This window comes from Paucibacter sp. PLA-PC-4, from assembly GCF_026241155.1.
In the GTDB taxonomy this organism is placed as follows: domain Bacteria; phylum Pseudomonadota; class Gammaproteobacteria; order Burkholderiales; family Burkholderiaceae_C; genus Roseateles_E.
Genome location: NZ_JAPFGP010000001.1, coordinates 56,234 through 73,009, shown reverse-complemented (window position 1 = coordinate 73,009; position 16,776 = coordinate 56,234). Strand labels below are relative to the sequence as shown.

Here is a 16,776-nt window from a genome sequence, read left to right as displayed (position 1 = left end):
GCAACAGCCCAGCATCGGCAGGCGGCCAGCCAACGCCGCCGGCGCCACGCCGATCGCGGGCCCGCGTGCAGGGAGACAAAACCATGCCAATCGCGCCAATGCTGAGCCCCACGCTGCTGTGGGCCTCGCTGCTGATGCTGCTGCCTGCGCCGACCAGCGCCGAGCCAGGCTGGCGGGTCTACACCCACAGCCTGGGCGAGCAGGCCGAGCGCCTGCAGGGCGAGCTGCGCGGCAAACCGGGCGCAGGCAAACGCGGCTATTACGTCGAGCTGATGCGTGCGCTGCTGACCCAACTGGGGCTGCCGACCCGTATCGAGGAGGTGCCGCTGGCGCGCGGCATGCTGCTGGTGCAGACCGAGGACCGTGTGGCCTTCTTCAATCTCAACCGCAAGCCCGAGCGCGAAGAGCAGGTGCACTGGATAGGACCGATCTCGCAGGAGCGCTTTGTATTCCATGAGAACAGCCGCCGACCCAGCGGCATCCGGACCCTGGCCCAGGGGCGCGAGCTGTCGGTCTGCGTGGTGCACGGCAGCGCCCATGAGCGGCTGCTGGATGTGCAGGGCTTCAAACAGCTGACCCGCCACAACGCCTACACCGGCTGTCTGCGCATGCTGGCGCTGGGACGCGTGCGACTGGCCGTCGCGCCGGAGAACGGGCTGCGCGAGGCCGGCATGGCGGACGGTGATCTGCAGGCCACGCCGGTGACCGTGCACACGGCCCTGGGATTCGTGGCGCTGTCGCGCAGCACGCCGCAGGCCGAGGTCGAGCGCTGGCAGGGAGCTTGGCAGGAGTTGGTGCGCAGCGGCCGGGTCCAGCTTCTGCTGGAGCGCTATGCCCAGCCGTTGCCAGGCAGCGAGCCGGCCAGCTGAGGCGGGGAGACACCCGGTCGCGCCGCGGCCTCAGCCCCGGTAAGGCCGCAGCACCTGGGTGTCGGCAAAGCCATCCGCCGGCGGCTCGGGGCCGCGCGCCGCACGTGGCAGCCAATCGTCGGGCACCTGCGGTGCGGGCGGTGCCATGGCCATGTGAGCCCCATGCGGCCTGTGACCCTGCGCCGCCAGACGTAGGGCGGCCAGCTCCTGCTGCAGGCCCTCGATCTGCTTGCGCGCCTGGGCGGCCTGCTGGGCGGCGAACTGCCGGGCCTTGTCGACCTTGTCGAGCCGGGCCGCTGCGGACCGCAGCTTGCGCGTCGTCCACCACCAGGCCGCGCCGAGGATCAGCACCGACCACGCCGCAAACGCGGCGCCTGTCATCAACCATTGATTCGATTGCATGCGGGCTCGCCTCTCTCGGGTTGTCTGCAAAAACAATGTAGCGCCGGGGCCGCAATGTGGCGAGACCTCAAGCCTGGGGGGATACTGCGTTCTGACATGTCGCGCCCGAGCCCCAAGAAAGCCATCAACCTCGCCCTGCAGGGCGGCGGCTCGCATGGTGCCTTCACCTGGGGCGTGCTCGACCATCTGCTGGCCGACGGCCGGCTGCGCCTGGAAGCGCTCAGCGCCACCAGCGCCGGCAGCCTCAATGCGGTGGCGCTGGCCGATGGCCTGCGCTGCGCTGGCGCCGACGGGGCACGCCAGGCGCTGCAGGATTTGTGGCACGCCGTCGCGGCAGCCGGGCGGGCACCGACAAGCTGGCAGGCGCCGTGGCTGGACGCCTTCATGCATGGCTTGCAGCAGGCCGTGCCGCCCGAGTTTTCGCCGCTACATCAATGGACGGCTGCGCTGACCCAGCTGTTCTCGCCCTACCAGCTCAACCCGCTGAACCTGAACCCGCTGCGCGACATCGTGCAGGCCCAGATCGACTTCGAGGCGCTGCGGCGTACGCCGCCGCTGAAGCTATTTCTGAGTGCCACCAATGTCGAGACCGGCAAGATCCGCGTCTTCAGCGGCGAGCAGATCACCCCCGACGCGGTGCTGGCCAGCGCCTGCCTGCCGACGCTGTTCCAGGCGGTCGAGATCGATGGCGAGTATTTCTGGGACGGCGGCTATATGGGCAACCCGGCGATCTTTCCGCTGATCTACGACAGCGACAGCGCCGATGTACTGATCGTCCACGTCAACCCGGTGCTGCGCCGCGGTGTGCCGCGCAGCGCCACCGAGATCGTCAACCGCGTCAACGAGATCAGCTTCAACTCCTCGCTGATGCGCGAGATGCGCGCGATCGCCTTCGTCACCAGCCTGATCGACCGCGGCAAGCTCGCACCCGAGGACGCCCGGCTGATGCGCATCCACTCGATCCGCTGCGACGAACTGATGGCGGCCCAGGGCGTGGTCAGCAAGCTGGACACCGCCTGGTCCTATCTGTGCGAGCTGCGCGACGCCGGCCGCGTCCAGGCCCAGGCCTGGCTGGAGGAGAACTTCGCCCAGGTGGGCAAGCGCTCGACAGTGGATATCAGGGCCGAATTTCTGTAAGACCGGGTGCCGCACGCAACGTCCGGCTGGGCCGCCTCAGCATCCAGACCCACCAGCCCAGGGCCGCAAGAGTGATCAACACCCAAGCGACCAGGAATGCCGCCACCGGCCAGGCAATATCGGGCCGCTGAGCCACTCCACCCGGCTTTGGGCCGAAGCGCTGAATCTCCGTGAGCCCGCCGCTGACCGAGGCCGCCAGCACCAGCACGGTGGCCAGCGTGGCCGCACCGGTGCCCGCCCAGCCCACCCGATCGGGCGCGGCGGCATCGGCGCGCAGCCGCTGAGCGTGCAGATAGGCGCCGCTCAGACACAAACCGGACAGGCCCAAGCCGAACACAAACCACAAGAGCTTGCTGCCCAGGCCCGCGAAATCTCCGAAGTGCAAGGGATCGGCGGTGTCCGACCAACGCCAGTAGGCGGACAGCTTGGCCGCCTGCTGGTCGTAGGCCACGCGGCCGTTGCTCGGGTCCAGGTAGAGCTTGTTGGCGCGGTCGCGAAGCAACAGCTGCCCGGCCTGGCCGTCGACATAGAAATAGCCAGCCCGGTCAAGGCCTAAAGTCTTGATGTCCAACTCCGGTCTGCCCTGGCGAGCCTTGGCTGCCAAGGCCTCGATGTCCAGCGAGGCTTGTGTCGGCAGACGCGGGAGCTCGACCATCGCTGCCCCTCCCGGACCGGCCCAGGCGCTGATGCCATCGCCCACATCGCCTCGCAAGGCCTCGAAAAGAAACCACAGACCCGTCACCGCGATCACCAGGCCGAAGGCCCAGCACCACAGACCCACCAGCTTGTGTGCATCGCTCCAGAACACCCGCCGGCCCCGGTCGGTCTTCAAGACCAGGAAGCGCTGCCACCAGCGCTTGTAAAAGCACAGTGGCGCGATCAGAGAGACCGCCATCGGCACGGACATCACCCACACCAGGTACAAGCCCCATTGCCCGTTGAACAACGTGATATGAAAGCTGCGAAAGAAGCGCTGCACGCTGAAATAGCTTGCGCTGCCGCGGATCTCGGCTGTGTAGGGGTCGACGAAGACCCGCACATTGCGCTGCGCGGGCAGGTCGATCACCACCTGGGCCGCAAAGCGTGCGCCCAGCGGCGCCTGCAGCCTGTCGATGCGCGCCTGCGGGTAAGCGGCCTGCACCGGCCGGTGCAAAGCCTCCAGCGGCAAGAAGTGGCCTTGCGGCTGGACCCGCAACTGGGGCGTCAGCAGCCAATCGATCTCATGCGCCAGCGTCGCCACGGTGCCCGACCAGCACAGCACGAACAGGAGCAGACCGCTGAGCACGCCCAGCCAGCTGTGCAGACGGAACCAGGCGCGCGGACGCATCATCGAGCCCGAGCTCAGTAGCGCAGGCCCAGCGAGACCGTCCAGGCCCGGGGTGCGCGGGCCAGCAGCACCGAACCCTGGGTGTCGTAGAGCTTCTCGTTACTCAGGTTCGAGCCATTGATACGGAAGCTGTAGTCGCCGGCCTCGTAGATCAGGCCCAGATCAAGTCGCGTGAACGCCGGGATACGCAGCTGTGCGCTGCTGAAGGCAGCCGTCGAATTGGGCAGGCCGGACTCGCGCTCGCTTGCGTACACCAGGCCCGCGACCGCGCTCCAGCCGGTCGCGTTCAGACTGCTCAGGCGCAGCTTGTTGAACAAGCCCAAAGAGTGTCGCGGCACGCCGGCCAGGCGATCGCCCACCGGCAATCGGTTGTCCTTGCGGACCTTGGCATCGAGATAGCCGTAGCTGGCCATGACGCTGTAGTCCGGTGTGAGCTGGCCAACCAGCTCCAGCTCGAAGCCACGCGACTGCTGCTGGCCGACCGCGATATTGAAGCCCGAGCCGGGCGCGGCATCCGGGTCCGAGGTCAGTACGTTATCGCGCCGGTAATTGAACAGTGCGGCCGAGATCGTCAGCTCAGGGCGGAGGTCGTGCTTGACGCCCAGTTCCAGCTGCACCCCCTGCTGCGGCTTGAAGGACTCACCGGTGCGAGACAGGCCCAACTGCGGCGAAAAGGAGCGGGCATAGCTGCCGTAGACCGAAGTAGCCGGCGTCGGCTGATAAATCAAGCCGACGCGCGGCGAGAATGCCGTCTCGTCACGCTGACTGCCGGCGGCCGCCACACCGCCGGTCGGGCGCGAGAACAGCTCGACATCGTCATAGCGCCCACCCAGCATCAGCTTGAAGCCGCCGGCCAGCTCAATGAGGTCTTGCAGATAGATTGCCCGCGTCTCGGAACCCGACTCGTTGGGCGCACCATTGAAGCTCAACGGGCCGGTCTGCTGTCCGGGCTGCGGCTTGAAGAGATCGACACTGGTGGCCGGTGCCACCAGGAACTCATAGGCGAAGCGTTGCTTGCTCAGCTCCAGGCCCAGCAAGAGCTGGTGAGCGAAGCGCCCTGTCGTGAAGGCGCCGCTCAGCTCGGTCTGCGAGGCGCGGTTGCGCTCCAGTTCGGGCACGCTGCGCACCCGACGCGTGCCACTAAAGCCGTCGGCATTGACGCTGAGGAACTGGAAGCTGAGGTCATCGGTCTTGTCGACATTGCTGGCGTAAAAGCCCTGGCGCAAGGTCCAGGTCTCGTTGAGCCGGTGCCTCAGATCGACGCGGGCCAGCCGCCGGCTGTCCGCACCGCTGCCGCCAGATCCCAGGTTGGTCCGGACCGGCAGCTGGAAGGACACAGGATGCCGCGGCAGCGTATTCTCGCGTCCGTCGAAGCGGGTGTTTTGCGCCAGCAGCTCGAGATCCAGGCTGGTGCGCTCGCTCAGATCCCAGCTGAGGACGGGGCTGACGAAGGTCGAGCGCTGATCGTAGTGATCGCGGTGATTGCCGCCCTTGTCATAGGCCGCCGTGAGTCGGTAGCGCAAACGCTTGTCGGCGCTCACAGGCCCGGTGGCGTCGAGTTGCGCATAGGCGCGGCCGAAGCTGCCGGCACCAACCACCAGCTCGCGCATGGGCTCTGAGGAGGGCGTCTTGCTGACGAAATTCACCAGCCCCGACAGGCCGGCCGATCCGCCATACAGCACCGACGCCGGCCCCTTGACGAACTCGATGCGCTCCAGATTGACCGGCGCCTGCGCCGACAGAAAGCCGGCGTCGCGAAAACCGTTGAAGGTGGTCGAGGACGTCGAGCCGAAGCCGCGAAAGAAGAAGGCATTGGTGTAGGGCGTGGCAGCCGAGGCGAAGGCATCAACGCCGGCCACATAGTCGGCGACCTCGTTGATACGGGCCGGCGCCAGGTCGCGCAGCAAGGCCTGGTTGACCACCGTGACCGACTGCGCAATGTCCTTCAGCGACAGTTCGATCTTGCTGGCACCGGTGCCACCCCGGGCCTGATAGCCGACATCGGGCAACTCACGTCCATCGGCAGCCACGGCACGCACCTTGACCACGGGCAGCGCCGACGCGAGTAGCGCTGCCGACGCCGCTGGCTCGGCGTCTCCGGAAGGCCGCCGCAGCATGTAGCCACCACCAGGTAGGGCCACGGCCTCCAGCCCGCTGCCCTGCAGCAAGGCCGACAACGCGCTCGTCAGGCTGTAGCTGCCTGCCAGGCCCCGCGTCCGCAGTCCGCCAACCATGGCCGCGTCATAGGACAGGTTGACCGCAGCCGCGCGGGCGAATCGATCCAGCGCCTGCTCCAGTGGTCCGGCGGGAACGTTGAACAAGCGCTGCTGCGCAGCGGGCGGGGTCGCCAGCGTCTGAGCCTGGGCCAGCGTGGTCATCACGGCGGCGGCCAGCATCAGGCCCATCGGGGAATGGCGATGCGGGCGGTAGTTCTTCGTTTTGGTCTTGACTGTCATGCGGCGCTTTCGGAGCTTGGTTGATGCGATCACCTACCCCTTAGGCCGATCCAGCAGCCCAATCCCCTCAGCAAGACAGCAAATTTTCTTGCCTACCTACTGCGGCCCCACCATGACCCAGTAGCGGCTGAGGTAGCGCAGCCGTATCGGCTGTGTCTGCGCAAGGAAATCCAAAGTTCGGTCGCTGTCGTCAATGTGGAAGACGCCGGAGAGGCGCAGCCCGGCCACGCGCGCATCGCAGTCGATTCGCCCGCGGCGGTAGCGCGACAGCTCGGCCAACAAATCATCCAGCCGGATGTTCTTGCCGGCGATCACGCCCTCGGCCCATGCGTCGTCCTCAAAGCCGTTAGCCAGGACTGCCTCGGTTGCGCGCGCGCCAAGCCAGCGGCTTTCACCGGCCTGAACGACCGCCGTCGAGCCGCCGCCCGTCGGGTACAGCGCTACCGCCCCCTCCTGAACGCTGACCCTGGCACGATCTTCGTACAGGCGAACCACGAAGCGCGTGCCCAAAGCCTGCATGCGGCCAAACGGCGTTTGCAGCCAGAACTCGCGCCGGGCCGGTGCATCTTCGTCCGCGCCGGTGGTGATCATCACCTCGCCCCGGTGCAGCCTCAACAGCCGGCGCGTGCCGCGCAGATCGGCGCTGACGGCGCTGTCGGTGTTGAGCGCCAGCATGCTGCCATCGCTCAGGCGCAGCACGCGTCGCTGGCCGACCGCCGTGCCGGCATCGGCAAGCAGGCGCTGCCATGGCCGGTGTTCGTGCAAGACCCAGGCCGTCGAAAGACCCAGGCCGGCCAGCGACAACAGCTTCAGCGCCTCGCGCCGGCGGTGGGTCGGGCGCGACATGGAAGCGGCTCGCAGGGTTTGACTTGCCAGCTGCGCGGGCAGCTTTGCGAATTCGCCCTTCAGCGAGCCGACCCGCTGCCAAGCCATCAGATGAAGCGGGTCGGCGACCAGCCAGGCCTCGAAAGCCTGGCGCAGTTGCGGCTCTGGCGGGCCTCCATAGTCCAGCTTGACCGCCCAGCCGATGGCGGCATCGATCACTTCGTCGGGCAGGCGCTCAACCGGCCGTAGCGCCTGCGCCCCGCTCATGACTCGAACCGGACCTCGTAGCAGCGGCGCAGCGCCTTGGCGACGTAGCGCTCCGCCGTTGCCAGGGATACACCCAGACGTTCGGCGATCTGCGGACAACTCAGGCCATCGAGCTGGGCCCACAAAAAGGCGCTACGCACCGCCGGCTTCAGTGCGTCGAGCATGCGGTCGATCTCAATCAGCGACTGCAAAAATGCCAGCCGACTCTCAGGGCATGGCGCTTGCGATTCAGGCATCTGCGCCAGCGTCTCCAGCCAGGCCTGCTCCAGCTCGCGGCGCCGCCAATGGTCGACCACCAGCCCCCGTGCCACCGTCGACAAGTAGCTGCGGGGCTCCTGGATGTGCAGCGGCGGCTGCCGGGCCAGCACGCGGACAAACACATCCTGCGCCAGGTCGGCCGCGTCAAAGGCATTGCCCAGCTTGCGGCGCAGCCAAACCTGCAACCAGCGGTGGTGGTCGCTGTAGAGCGTATGCACACTTTGCGGCGAGGAAACCTCGGCTGTCGTCACCGCGCCATCCTTTCCGGCCAGGCATCGTGGCCACGAAACACAAATAAGAATTGTTCTCATTGTATTTCATGACAAACCAATCCAGGTTGCGGAGCCGCCGCGACTCAGAGCAGATTCAGCCGCCTCGCTCCCTCGCGCAGCTCGGCGCGGAAGTTGGGGTGGGCGATGGCGATCATCTCCAGCGCGCGCTGTTTCCCGCTCTTGCCGCGCAGCTGGGCCACGCCGTACTCGCTGACCACATAGTTGATGTCGTTCTTGCCGGTCGTGACATGGGTGCCGGGGCTCAGGGTCGGCACGATACGGCTGATGCTGTCATCTTTGGCGGTGGACGGCAGCACGATGAAGGCCTTGCCGCCCTGCGAGCGGTTCGCGGCGCGCACGAAGTCGACCTGGCCGCCGGTGCCCGAGTAAGGCAGATGGGCCAGGCTCTCCGAGCCGCACTGGCCCAGCAAGTCAATCTGCAGGGTCGCGTTGATGGCCACCAGCTTGTCGTTGCGGCCGGCCAGATAGGGATCGTTGGTGAAGTCCACCGGATGCATCTCCAGGCCCGGGTTGCGGTCCATGAAGCGGTAGAGCTTTTGCGAACCCAGCGCGAAGGTGGCCACCATCTTGCCAGGCAGATAGTTCTTGCGGCTGTTGGTAACGACGCCGGCCTCGACCAGGCTCATGATGCCGTCGCCAATCATCTCGGTGTGCACGCCCAGCTCTTGCTTGTCGGTCAGCTGCATCACCACCGCATCGGGGATCCCGCCATAGCCAATCTGTAGGGTCGAGCCGTCATCGATCATCTCGGCCACATATTTGCCGATGGCCTGCTGCACCGGCCCGATCTTGGGCAGGCCCACCTCCAGCACCGGCTCGCTGCTCTCGACCAGGGCGCTGACCTGGGAGATATGCACATGGCAAGCGCCGAAGGCAAAGGGCACGTGGGGGTTGACTTCGAGCACCACCCCGCGCGCCTTGGCCAGCGCGGCCATCGTGTAGTCGGCCCCCAGGCTCAGTGCGAAGTAGCCGTGGGCATCCATCGGCGAGGCCATCGCGAACACCACATCGGCCGGAATCAAGCCGCGCGCAATCAGCGCCGGCATCTCGGAGAAATAGCTGGGGATGAAGTCGATCCAGCCGGCCTGGCCGCCCGCGCGCGAGGCTGCGCCGTAGAAAAAAGCCAGATGACGCACATGCTCGGCCGTTTCGGGATCGAAATAACCGAACTTGCGCACCGGCAGGATCTGCGCCACCTTGATATCGCGAAAGCGCCGGCGCTGCTCGGACAGCGCCGTCAGCAGCGCCGGCGGCTCGCCGACGCCGGTGGGCACAATGATGCAATCGCCGTTGCGAAGCTGATCGAGCGCCTCGGCGGCGCTGCGCAATTTCTGGCGGTACAGGTCTTGAACGGGCATGGCAGGCCTTGCTGGACACAGCGGGACCCCCAGTGTCGCCGCGCTGGCTGACACCGGCTTGACCCCTGGTGCCGCATATTTCGCTGCATGCAGCTTTAGCAGGGCCGGCATACTGTCGCCTACAACTCGATACGGGTCGCATTGGAGCGCGGCCCCACAAGACGAGCGTGGCAACACACGGGAGCGCCATGACCCTGATCGAGCCGGCCGCGCCCGTTGCGCGCAAGCGCCGCCTGTCCTATGCCCTGGTGCTGACACCGCTGCTGATCGGCAACGCGCTGATGCTGGCGCTGTGCCTGCTGGGCTTTTATGTGCTGTCGGCCACGCGCGCCTATGTGGGCGGCGAAAGTCAATGGTCGAAGGCACGCGCCCAGGCTGTCAACCATCTGCGCGCCTATGCCGCCAGCGGCGCGCCGGCGCAGCTGCAGCGTTTCCAGCAGGCCCTGCAAGTACCGCTGGGTGACCGCGCCGCCCGGTTGGAGTTGGACAAGCCCGTGCCCGATCTACGCCTGGCGACGGCGGCCTTCGAGCGCGGCGGCAATGCCGCAGAAGACATTCCCGGCATGATCCGGCTGTACCGCTGGGCCGGCCACAGCGATCTGATGCGGCCCTCGGTGCAGGCCTGGGAGCGCGGCGACACCCATATCTTTCGGCTGCAGACCATGGGCGAGCAGCTGCAGCAGCTGCATGCCCAGCCCGGCCCGACGGGTGAGGAGCGCCTGGCGCGAATCGCCGTGCTGATGTTCGCGATCGAGGAGCTGGACAACGAGCTGCTAGGGCTGGAGCGCCAGTTCAGCCAGGCCCTCGGCGAGGCCTCGCGCAGCACCTACCTGGCGCTGGCCCTGGCCATCGGTCTGACCGCACTGCTGCTGACCCTGACGGCCTACGCGCTGGCGCGCAGCGGGCTGCGCCGCCAGGCCCGCTATGAAGCGGCGCTGGAGGAGGCCAATCAGCGCTGGTCGCTGGCCGCCCAAAGCGATGGCCTGGGCCTGTTCGAATGGCAGCAGCATAGTGACCGGGTGCTGCTGGACGCGCGCGCCTGTGCCGTCTACGGCCTGGCCTGCGGGCCGCAGGGTCTGAACTTGGCGCGCAGCCAGCTGCATGCTCAGGTCGACCCCGAAGATATCCCGGCGCTGGAGCTGCAGCTCGACCAGACCCTGGCTTCGGCCACGCGGGCTTTCCGGCACCACTTCCGCATCCGGGTCCACGGCAGGGCCGGGATGCTGCGCCACGTCGAGGTCAGCGGCCTGATGCTGGGGGGCGCCGGCCGCAACGAGCCCCGCATGGTCGGCGTTATCAAGGATGTAAGCGCACGCTTGCACCAGGCGCAGCTGGAGCTGGAGATCGCTGCTGCCGAGCGCAGCGCGGCCGCGCGAATGGAGTTTTTGTCGCGGCTGAGCCATGAGCTGCGCACGCCGCTGAACGCGGTGCTGGGCTTCTCGGAGCTGATGCTACTGGACCAGGCAGACGCGCTGAGCCCGAACCAGCAACGCCGTGTCCAGCTGATAGGCGGCGCCGGTCGCCATCTGCTGCGCCTGGTCGACGATGTGCTGGACATCAGCAGCATCGACTCAGGCCATTTCAGCGTCGAGCTCCAGCCCACGCCGCTGGCGCCGGTGCTGGCCAGCGCCGCCGCACTGGTCGCCAGCGAGGTGCAAGCCAATGGCATCCAGCTGGCGCTGGAGCCGCCGCCGGCCTCGCTGAGCGTGCTGGCCGACGAGCAGCGGCTCGGCCAAGTGTTGGCCAATCTGCTCAGCAATGCCTGCAAATACAACCGCCACGGCGGCCTCGTGCGGGTGCGGACCGAGTTGCAGGGCGGCGGGGTGCAGATCGCGATCGAGGATCAGGGCCGGGGTCTGGACGAGGCCGAGCAGGCCCAGCTGTTCCAGCCCTTCAAGCGCCTGCCGGCCACCGCCCATCTGAGCGGCACCGGCCTGGGGCTGAGCATCGTCAAGCTGCTGATGGAGCAGATGGGCGGTACGGTCAGTGTCAGCAGCCAGCCCGGCACAGGCTCGGTGTTCACGCTGACGCTGCGGGCGGCCTAGAGATTGCCGCGCATCCAGGGGCCGGCGATCGCGACGGTCAGGCCGGGGCGCTGCAGATTGACAAAGAGCAGCCGGCCGCTCGGGTCGAAGCAGGCGCCGCAGAACTCCGAGTCGAGGTAACTGCCGGCGGCCACCTGCTTGCCGGCCGCCTGCAGCGGGCCGGCCTCCAGCAGCAGATGGTTCTTGCAGAAAATATAGGCCGCGCCGGCCGGGCTTAAGCCCAAGAGGCGCGAGCCGCTGCCATAAGCGTCGGCCGAGGCACCGCCGTCTTCGCACAGCAGGACGCCGCCGCGCGGGCTGACAGTAACGTTGTCCGGGTTGTTGCCGACACTGGCATCGCCGCTGACGAAGATCGCGCGCAGCCGCATCGTCGCCAGGCTCAGCTCCCAGACCGCGCCCTCACCCTGGCCGGGTCGGTCGTTGCGATCAGTGCCGGCCGCGGTGTCGACAATGTAGAGCTTGCCGGCCGCATGCCAGATACCCTCGCCGCGACTCATGCGGGCACAGCCCTGGCTCAGCGCCTGGTGGGTCGGGCCGGCAGCAAAGCCCAGGCTGACGCCGCCGGGCTGGCCCACCACCACCACCGGGTCGGCATCGGGGTCCGCGATGTCCACCCACTCCAGCTCGTACTCGTCGCCAATCTGCGGGTCCAGCAGGCCGACGTCATTGGCCTGGGCCAGCGTGGCCGGCACCGCCTTGCGCAGCAGCGCGCGGATGCGTGCGGCCTGCAGCCGACCTCCGCGATGCAGGCTGCCGGGCTGGCCGCTGCTGTCCCGGGGCAAATAGCGGTACAGCGCGCTGATATTGCGGTTGTCTTCGGTCAGATAGACATGTCCGCTGGCAGGATCGATGGCGACCGCCTCATGCACGAAGCGGCCCATGCCGACGATGGGCTCGGCGCTGGTGAGGGCCGGATCGCCGTGGACCTCGAACACATAGCCGTGCTTCTTGCCGCCGATGCCGGAGAAGTCATAGATCGTTTCTTCGCAACTGAGCCAGCTGCCCCAGGGTGTCGGGCCGCCGGCGCAGTTGCCCAGCGTGCCGCCCAGCGAGCCGCGCACGCCCACCCACTGGTTGTCGCGCATCAGCAGGGTCGAGGTGCCGCCGGCCGCATAGCCGGTGAAGGGCGTCGGCGCTGGTGCGGCCGGGTTGGTGACCACGCCGCTGGCGCCTATGCGTATCGGCAGGCCGGCATAGAAGGCGGTGATGATGCCGTTGACAGGCTTGTCGGCGTAGACGTGCGGCGCAGCGATCGTCTCGGCCAACGTGGCCACCAGGCCGCGCTCATGGTTTCGCACCAGCATCAGCTCGCTGCTGCGTCCGATGCGCCGCGCACCGACTACGGCCATGCCGTCATGCGCATTCGGGGTCGGTCTGCCATCGTCCATCGCATCGCCGCTCCAACCGTAGGAGCGGTAGGAAAAGCCGGCCGGCAGTTGCAGCAGAGGCAGGCCGGTGCTCAGGTCATTGACCGGCGCCAGCGCGCCATAGGGGGACGCCGCCGTCAGCAGCTGCTTGCCGCCGGTGGCGGCCATGGCGTTGCGGACCTGCAGCCCGCCCAGGATGCTGGCCATGCCGCCGGCGGCCAAGGCTCCGGAGCCCTGCAGGAGTTGGCGTCGTCGGGGGGAAAACGGCTGCGGCATGGTCGGCTCCTGGTGGCGGTGGCTGGCACCATGCTGCGCCACCGATGTGGCAGGCCCGTGACCAGCCTCCAGGCCGAACGGCCTGGGTGCGCCCTTCTCAAGCCAACAGGCGCACAGCCGCGATCGCCAGCCAGCCCAGCACGAAGTTCAGCCACACCAGCTTCTGGATCTGCCCGGCCGCCGCTGCGGCCTGCGGCCATTGCGCGCCAGCCAGCGCGCGGCGGAATTTGCGGAAACCGGCGACATAGATGTGGCCGAAGATCGCGAACATCGCCAGGCCCAGCACCAACATCACCTGCCAGCCCAGCGGCACGCTGCCGCCGGCGGCCTTGTAGGCGGCGGTGTAGAGATGGCTGCCGGTGCCGAACAGCAGCACGACGGCCCCGAGCACGAGAGCGAAAAAGCGCCGCCAAACCTGCTCCATCAGCCGCGCGCGCGGCTGCGGCTCCAGCGTCGCGATGGCGGCCGGCCGCAGCGCGAACAGCATGAAGGCCATGCCACCCATCCACAGCATGGCGGCAATCAGGTGCAACAGTTTGATGAGTTCGTAAAGCATCGACCGATTGTGACGGGTGCCGCGGAATAATCGGGCCATCATGACCCGTCGTTCACCGCGTACCCTCTTGCTGAGCGCGCTGCTGGCCGCGCTGGCCGGCTGCGCCACGCCGGAGCGCGATGCCCGCCTGCAGCCCAGCGTCAGCACGGCCGACCAGGTGCAGGCCTTCTATGGCCGGCCGGTACAGGTCTGGCAGGACGCCGACGGCGGCCGCACGCTGGAGTATTCGAGCCAGCCCTTCGGCAACACCTGCTTCATGGTCAAGCTCGACGCGGCCGGCAAGCTGGTCGGCGTGCGCGACACCCTGCTTCAGGCCAGCCGCTTCAGCATCACGCCCGGCATGAGCGAGGAACAGGTCAGCCGACTGCTGGGCCGCGAGCGCACGCGGGTGTTCTTCCGCTTCAGCGGCGAGGATGTCTGGGACTGGAATGTGCAGCCCGAGCAGGGCGGCTATCTGCTGCGCTTCAATGTGCATTTCAAGAACGGCCAGGTGCTACGGCTGAGCCAGAGCACGGTATTCCCGAGCGACCGTTTTCCCGATCTGGATTGATGCCAGCAACCCGGCGTCGTGAGCTCAGCTCAGTCCATGCCGCGCGGCCACGGCGTTGTAGACGCCGTTGCGCCGCAGCTCGGCCAGCGCCCTATTGAAGCGGGCCAGCAGACCGGTGGCGCCTGCATTGCCAGGGTATTGGCGCGAGCTCATCAGGAAGTTGAAGCCCAGATGCAGGGGCCGCTCCAACATCTGGAAATGGGCCTGCTCCTCGGGCGGGAACAGGGTCTTGATCATGTCACGGCCGACCGCCTCGACCGCCGGCACGAGATCCACCCGGCCGGCACGCAGCTTGACAAAGCTCTGCTCCTCGCCGACTGCAAAGTCGACCCGCAGGCCTGCCTCTGCGAACATCTGCTCGTAGTAGTAGCCGCGCACGCCGCCAATGCGGTAGGGCTTCAGATCGCTCAGCAGGGCAAAGCCAATCTCCGGACGCGGCCCGCTCGGGCTGTAATAAAAGAACATGGTCCGCTTGGCATACAACGGCTCGGAGAACAGGTGTTTTCGTTCGCGTTCGGGCGTCTGCACATAGGGCACCGCGCCCCAGGCCTGCAAATCCTCGACGGCTATTTCACAGCGTTTCCAGGGCATGAAGCGGAACTCGAAACGCATGCCCATCTGCTTACCGATCTCTTCGAACAGATCGCTCAGAAAGCTCTGCTCGCGCCGCTCGCTCACATAAGGCGGCAACTCGCCCGCCACAATCACCAGCGTGGCCTGGGCTGCGGCCGGCAGGCAGAGCACGGAGCTGCCCAGCAGCAGCAGCGTCTGTCTTCTGCACAGGCTCATGCCCCACTCCTATCGTGTTCGACTCGGCCAAGCCGCCGTCCATAGTATGGCGCAGCCCGGCCGACTCAAGTGTTTCCGGCGGCGACCGGCTTGCCCCCCGTGCACGAAGCCAGCACAAAGGGCAGCTCGCGCCATTTGGCCTCACTCTCGCTGCAGCCCGGCTTGCAGGCGCAGGACTTGGCCTTCAACATGGCATTGAGCTGGGCGCTTTCTTTGGGCGCCAGGCGCGGCAACTTTGCCATCAGCAGCAACTGCATCGCGGTGGCCGGGGTGGGCGCATCGGGTGCTGGCACCGGGCCCAGCAGGGTCTGTATGGTCTGGGCTTCGGCCAGTGCCACCGCCGGCTTGGCACCGCTGCGCAGCTTGCGCAGATAGCTCAGGCCCACTTCCATCGCCGCATAACCGCGTGCGGCGGCTACCGTGAAGGGCTTGAGAAAGGCGGCGGTGTAGAGGCCCTCGACCTGGGCCCAGCGCGCCTGATCGATGACCAGGGTCGGGCACAGCACGGCATCAAACTTCTCCGAGCCGGCGGCCTCGAAGTCCATCCAGCAGCTGCTGCTGGCAGAGACCCTCAGCCCGGTCTCGCGGCGCAGCGTCGCGGCCACGCTCTCGCCAACGCGCGGACCCACCCGCCCTAGCTGCAGCACATGGGCATCGAGCAGATAGCGCTCGGCATTGCTGGACACCAGCGGCACCCCGGCCGCCTTCAACAAGGCCGGCACACCGCCCAGCACGCACCAGCCCCCCAGCACCACATCGACCTTGGCCTCGACCAGCTGCTTGGCCGCCGCCTCGGCGCGCCGGTAGTCGCAGCCGCTGTCCTGCACCAGCAGGGTCGGCACCGGCTGGATAGACGAGGTTTTGAGCGCCAGCAACATGCCGTTGTGGATCTCCTCGCCCTGGGCTGCGCTGGGCCAACTCTTGGGCACGATCGCACCGATGGTGGGCGGCGCGGCCTGCACGGCCGCACACAGTGCACAGCCCAGCACGGCCATAGCGAGGCCGCGAAGGCCCGCTCGGTAGCCCCATAGTCTTTGCTTGCTCTTGTGGCTCATTCGCATCCCCCGACCACCGTTTCGCGTTATCGCGAGCCTGGCGGCTCCATCTAGACAGGTGGGCGACGGTAAGCGAGGCGCCGTACAAATCAGCCTGGGAACTTCCCGCAGTCGGGGCCGGCCATAGTGCGGTACTGCACGGATGAAGCGTCTGTGCTCACTGATGGCGCAGGCAGTCTTCCAGCTTCAGTCCGGTCATCCGGTGGATGCCCTTGGCCAGATAGAACAGAACGCCCATGGTCAGCAGCATCGAGGGAATCGCGATCATCGGCCAACTCAGCAGATTCATTCGGCCCAGCTCGGCGTTGAAGGCCTCGGTGCCGGCCGGGCTGGTGACCAGCCAGCGCGCCAGCACATAGTTCATCACGCTGGAAAAGGCGAAGCTTCCGGCCAGCATCAGCGTGCCCAAGCGCAGCCGGCGCTCGAAGGCGGCGCTCTGGCCGCGCTCGGCCAGCGCGGCCTCGATGCGGGGAACATCCATCATGCTCGGGTTGAACACCAGCAGCCGCACCAGTGGGCGCTTGCTCAGCACCGACAGCAAGATGGCCAGGCCGATCACGCCGGGCACCGCCGCCTCCTTGATGGCCAGCCAGCGCGTGTCCAGCGCCAGCAGGCCAATGCCGCCGGTCAGCAGGGTGCTGAACACGCCCAGCGCCGCCATCCAGCTGAAGCGCCGCTCACGCAGCGCGGTCCAGGCCGCCCACACCAGAGGGAAAGCCAGCGCCAGCACCAACGCGCGGGCCGAGCCTAGTCGCTCGGGGCTGCTGAGCTGCATCAGCACCAGGGAGGGCGCCAGTATCGTGACCAGCAACTCGGTCAGGGTCTGGGTGCTGGAAGGACGGGGCGAAGCATCGGACATCGAGAAAGCATGCTCAAACGGCAATAACGCCAAGCCGAACTGTACGCGCACCGCCACTCCCCCCTTGTTCGTCGGGAATGCGTGACA

The 16,776-nt window shown here is 67.3% G+C and carries 15 protein-coding genes; 4 read left to right on the top strand and 11 right to left on the bottom strand.

What is annotated here, in order from left to right; all coding sequences use genetic code 11:
• The first annotated feature begins 83 nt into the window (after window positions 1-83).
• Complete coding sequence (locus OOZ63_RS00385; protein ID WP_266003320.1) at window positions 84-869, top strand: substrate-binding periplasmic protein; 786 nt, start codon at window positions 84-86, stop codon at window positions 867-869.
• A gap of 30 nt (window positions 870-899) precedes the next feature.
• On the opposite strand, the gene OOZ63_RS00380 is transcribed toward OOZ63_RS00385, so the two are convergent.
• A complete protein-coding gene (locus OOZ63_RS00380) occupies window positions 900-1,271 on the bottom strand; it encodes a hypothetical protein (RefSeq protein ID WP_266003319.1) in 372 nt (123 codons plus the stop codon).
• A 96-nt stretch (window positions 1,272-1,367) separates the two neighbouring features.
• On the opposite strand from OOZ63_RS00380, the gene OOZ63_RS00375 reads away from it, so the two are divergent.
• Complete coding sequence (locus OOZ63_RS00375) at window positions 1,368-2,408, top strand: patatin-like phospholipase family protein (protein ID WP_266003318.1); 1,041 nt, start codon at window positions 1,368-1,370, stop codon at window positions 2,406-2,408.
• On the opposite strand, the gene OOZ63_RS00370 is transcribed toward OOZ63_RS00375, so the two are convergent.
• The 5 genes from OOZ63_RS00370 to OOZ63_RS00350 all read right to left on the bottom strand — a co-directional run bounded on the left by OOZ63_RS00370 (window position 2,389) and on the right by OOZ63_RS00350 (window position 9,192).
• Complete coding sequence (locus OOZ63_RS00370; protein WP_266003317.1) at window positions 2,389-3,738, bottom strand: PepSY-associated TM helix domain-containing protein; 1,350 nt, start codon at window positions 3,736-3,738, stop codon at window positions 2,389-2,391. The two genes, OOZ63_RS00375 and OOZ63_RS00370, sit on opposite strands and share 20 nt — an antisense overlap.
• Before the next feature lie 11 nt (window positions 3,739-3,749).
• A complete protein-coding gene (locus OOZ63_RS00365) occupies window positions 3,750-6,191 on the bottom strand; it encodes a TonB-dependent siderophore receptor (protein ID WP_266003316.1) in 2,442 nt (813 codons plus the stop codon).
• Between the two features lie 96 nt (window positions 6,192-6,287).
• Window positions 6,288-7,283, bottom strand: a complete 996-nt coding sequence (locus OOZ63_RS00360; protein WP_266003315.1) for a FecR domain-containing protein — start codon at window positions 7,281-7,283, stop codon at window positions 6,288-6,290.
• Complete coding sequence (locus OOZ63_RS00355; protein WP_266003314.1) at window positions 7,280-7,792, bottom strand: sigma-70 family RNA polymerase sigma factor; 513 nt, start codon at window positions 7,790-7,792, stop codon at window positions 7,280-7,282. The genes OOZ63_RS00360 and OOZ63_RS00355 overlap by 4 nt, the downstream gene beginning before the upstream one ends.
• A 104-nt stretch (window positions 7,793-7,896) precedes the next feature.
• Window positions 7,897-9,192 carry an acetyl-CoA hydrolase/transferase family protein gene (locus tag OOZ63_RS00350; protein WP_266003313.1) on the bottom strand — a complete coding sequence of 432 codons (1,296 nt, stop codon included), beginning with the start codon at window positions 9,190-9,192 and terminating at the stop codon, window positions 7,897-7,899.
• A 188-nt stretch (window positions 9,193-9,380) separates the two neighbouring features.
• Here OOZ63_RS00350 and OOZ63_RS00345 point away from each other — a divergent pair, with 188 nt between their 5' ends.
• Window positions 9,381-11,237 (top strand): sensor histidine kinase, encoded by a 1,857-nt coding sequence (locus OOZ63_RS00345; protein WP_266003312.1) that lies wholly within the window; start codon window positions 9,381-9,383, stop codon window positions 11,235-11,237.
• Here OOZ63_RS00345 and OOZ63_RS00340 read toward each other — a convergent pair.
• Both OOZ63_RS00340 and OOZ63_RS00335 read right to left on the bottom strand, forming a co-directional pair.
• Window positions 11,234-12,880 carry a PhoX family protein gene (locus OOZ63_RS00340; RefSeq protein ID WP_266003310.1) on the bottom strand — a complete coding sequence of 549 codons (1,647 nt, stop codon included), beginning with the start codon at window positions 12,878-12,880 and terminating at the stop codon, window positions 11,234-11,236. The genes OOZ63_RS00345 and OOZ63_RS00340 overlap by 4 nt on opposite strands.
• 97 nt (window positions 12,881-12,977) lie before the next feature.
• Window positions 12,978-13,436, bottom strand: a complete 459-nt coding sequence (locus OOZ63_RS00335) for a DUF4149 domain-containing protein (RefSeq protein ID WP_266003308.1) — start codon at window positions 13,434-13,436, stop codon at window positions 12,978-12,980.
• Between the two features lie 40 nt (window positions 13,437-13,476).
• On the opposite strand from OOZ63_RS00335, the gene OOZ63_RS00330 reads away from it, so the two are divergent.
• A complete protein-coding gene (locus tag OOZ63_RS00330; RefSeq protein ID WP_266003307.1) occupies window positions 13,477-13,986 on the top strand; it encodes a hypothetical protein in 510 nt (169 codons plus the stop codon).
• 24 nt (window positions 13,987-14,010) lie between these two features.
• On the opposite strand, the gene OOZ63_RS00325 is transcribed toward OOZ63_RS00330, so the two are convergent.
• The 3 genes from OOZ63_RS00325 to OOZ63_RS00315 form a co-directional block, all read right to left on the bottom strand.
• Entirely contained in the window at window positions 14,011-14,775 is a 765-nt protein-coding gene (locus tag OOZ63_RS00325) for a substrate-binding periplasmic protein (RefSeq protein ID WP_266003306.1), read from the bottom strand.
• 65 nt (window positions 14,776-14,840) lie between these two features.
• On the bottom strand, window positions 14,841-15,830 hold the full coding sequence (locus OOZ63_RS00320; protein ID WP_266003305.1) for a hypothetical protein: 990 nt from the start codon (window positions 15,828-15,830) through the stop codon (window positions 14,841-14,843).
• A 157-nt stretch (window positions 15,831-15,987) separates the two neighbouring features.
• Window positions 15,988-16,689 (bottom strand): VC0807 family protein, encoded by a 702-nt coding sequence (locus tag OOZ63_RS00315; protein ID WP_266003304.1) that lies wholly within the window; start codon window positions 16,687-16,689, stop codon window positions 15,988-15,990.
• Between the last annotated feature and the right edge of the window lie 87 nt (window positions 16,690-16,776).

Excerpts from the sequence above, each read along its gene's own strand:
- OOZ63_RS00385 (WP_266003320.1), top strand. The coding sequence starts at position 84 with ATGCCAATCGCGCCAATGCTGAGCCCCACGCTGCTGTGGGCCTCGCTG.
- OOZ63_RS00380 (WP_266003319.1), bottom strand. The coding sequence starts at position 1,271 with ATGCAATCGAATCAATGGTTGATGACAGGCGCCGCGTTTGCGGCGTGG.
- OOZ63_RS00375 (WP_266003318.1), top strand. The coding sequence starts at position 1,368 with ATGTCGCGCCCGAGCCCCAAGAAAGCCATCAACCTCGCCCTGCAGGGC.
- OOZ63_RS00370 (WP_266003317.1), bottom strand. The coding sequence starts at position 3,738 with ATGATGCGTCCGCGCGCCTGGTTCCGTCTGCACAGCTGGCTGGGCGTG.
- OOZ63_RS00365 (WP_266003316.1), bottom strand. The coding sequence starts at position 6,191 with ATGACAGTCAAGACCAAAACGAAGAACTACCGCCCGCATCGCCATTCC.
- OOZ63_RS00360 (WP_266003315.1), bottom strand. The coding sequence starts at position 7,283 with ATGAGCGGGGCGCAGGCGCTACGGCCGGTTGAGCGCCTGCCCGACGAA.
- OOZ63_RS00350 (WP_266003313.1), bottom strand. The coding sequence starts at position 9,192 with ATGCCCGTTCAAGACCTGTACCGCCAGAAATTGCGCAGCGCCGCCGAG.
- OOZ63_RS00345 (WP_266003312.1), top strand. The coding sequence starts at position 9,381 with ATGACCCTGATCGAGCCGGCCGCGCCCGTTGCGCGCAAGCGCCGCCTG.
- OOZ63_RS00340 (WP_266003310.1), bottom strand. The coding sequence starts at position 12,880 with ATGCCGCAGCCGTTTTCCCCCCGACGACGCCAACTCCTGCAGGGCTCC.
- OOZ63_RS00335 (WP_266003308.1), bottom strand. The coding sequence starts at position 13,436 with ATGCTTTACGAACTCATCAAACTGTTGCACCTGATTGCCGCCATGCTG.
- OOZ63_RS00330 (WP_266003307.1), top strand. The coding sequence starts at position 13,477 with ATGACCCGTCGTTCACCGCGTACCCTCTTGCTGAGCGCGCTGCTGGCC.
- OOZ63_RS00325 (WP_266003306.1), bottom strand. The coding sequence starts at position 14,775 with ATGAGCCTGTGCAGAAGACAGACGCTGCTGCTGCTGGGCAGCTCCGTG.
- OOZ63_RS00320 (WP_266003305.1), bottom strand. The coding sequence starts at position 15,830 with ATGAGCCACAAGAGCAAGCAAAGACTATGGGGCTACCGAGCGGGCCTT.
- OOZ63_RS00315 (WP_266003304.1), bottom strand. The coding sequence starts at position 16,689 with ATGTCCGATGCTTCGCCCCGTCCTTCCAGCACCCAGACCCTGACCGAG.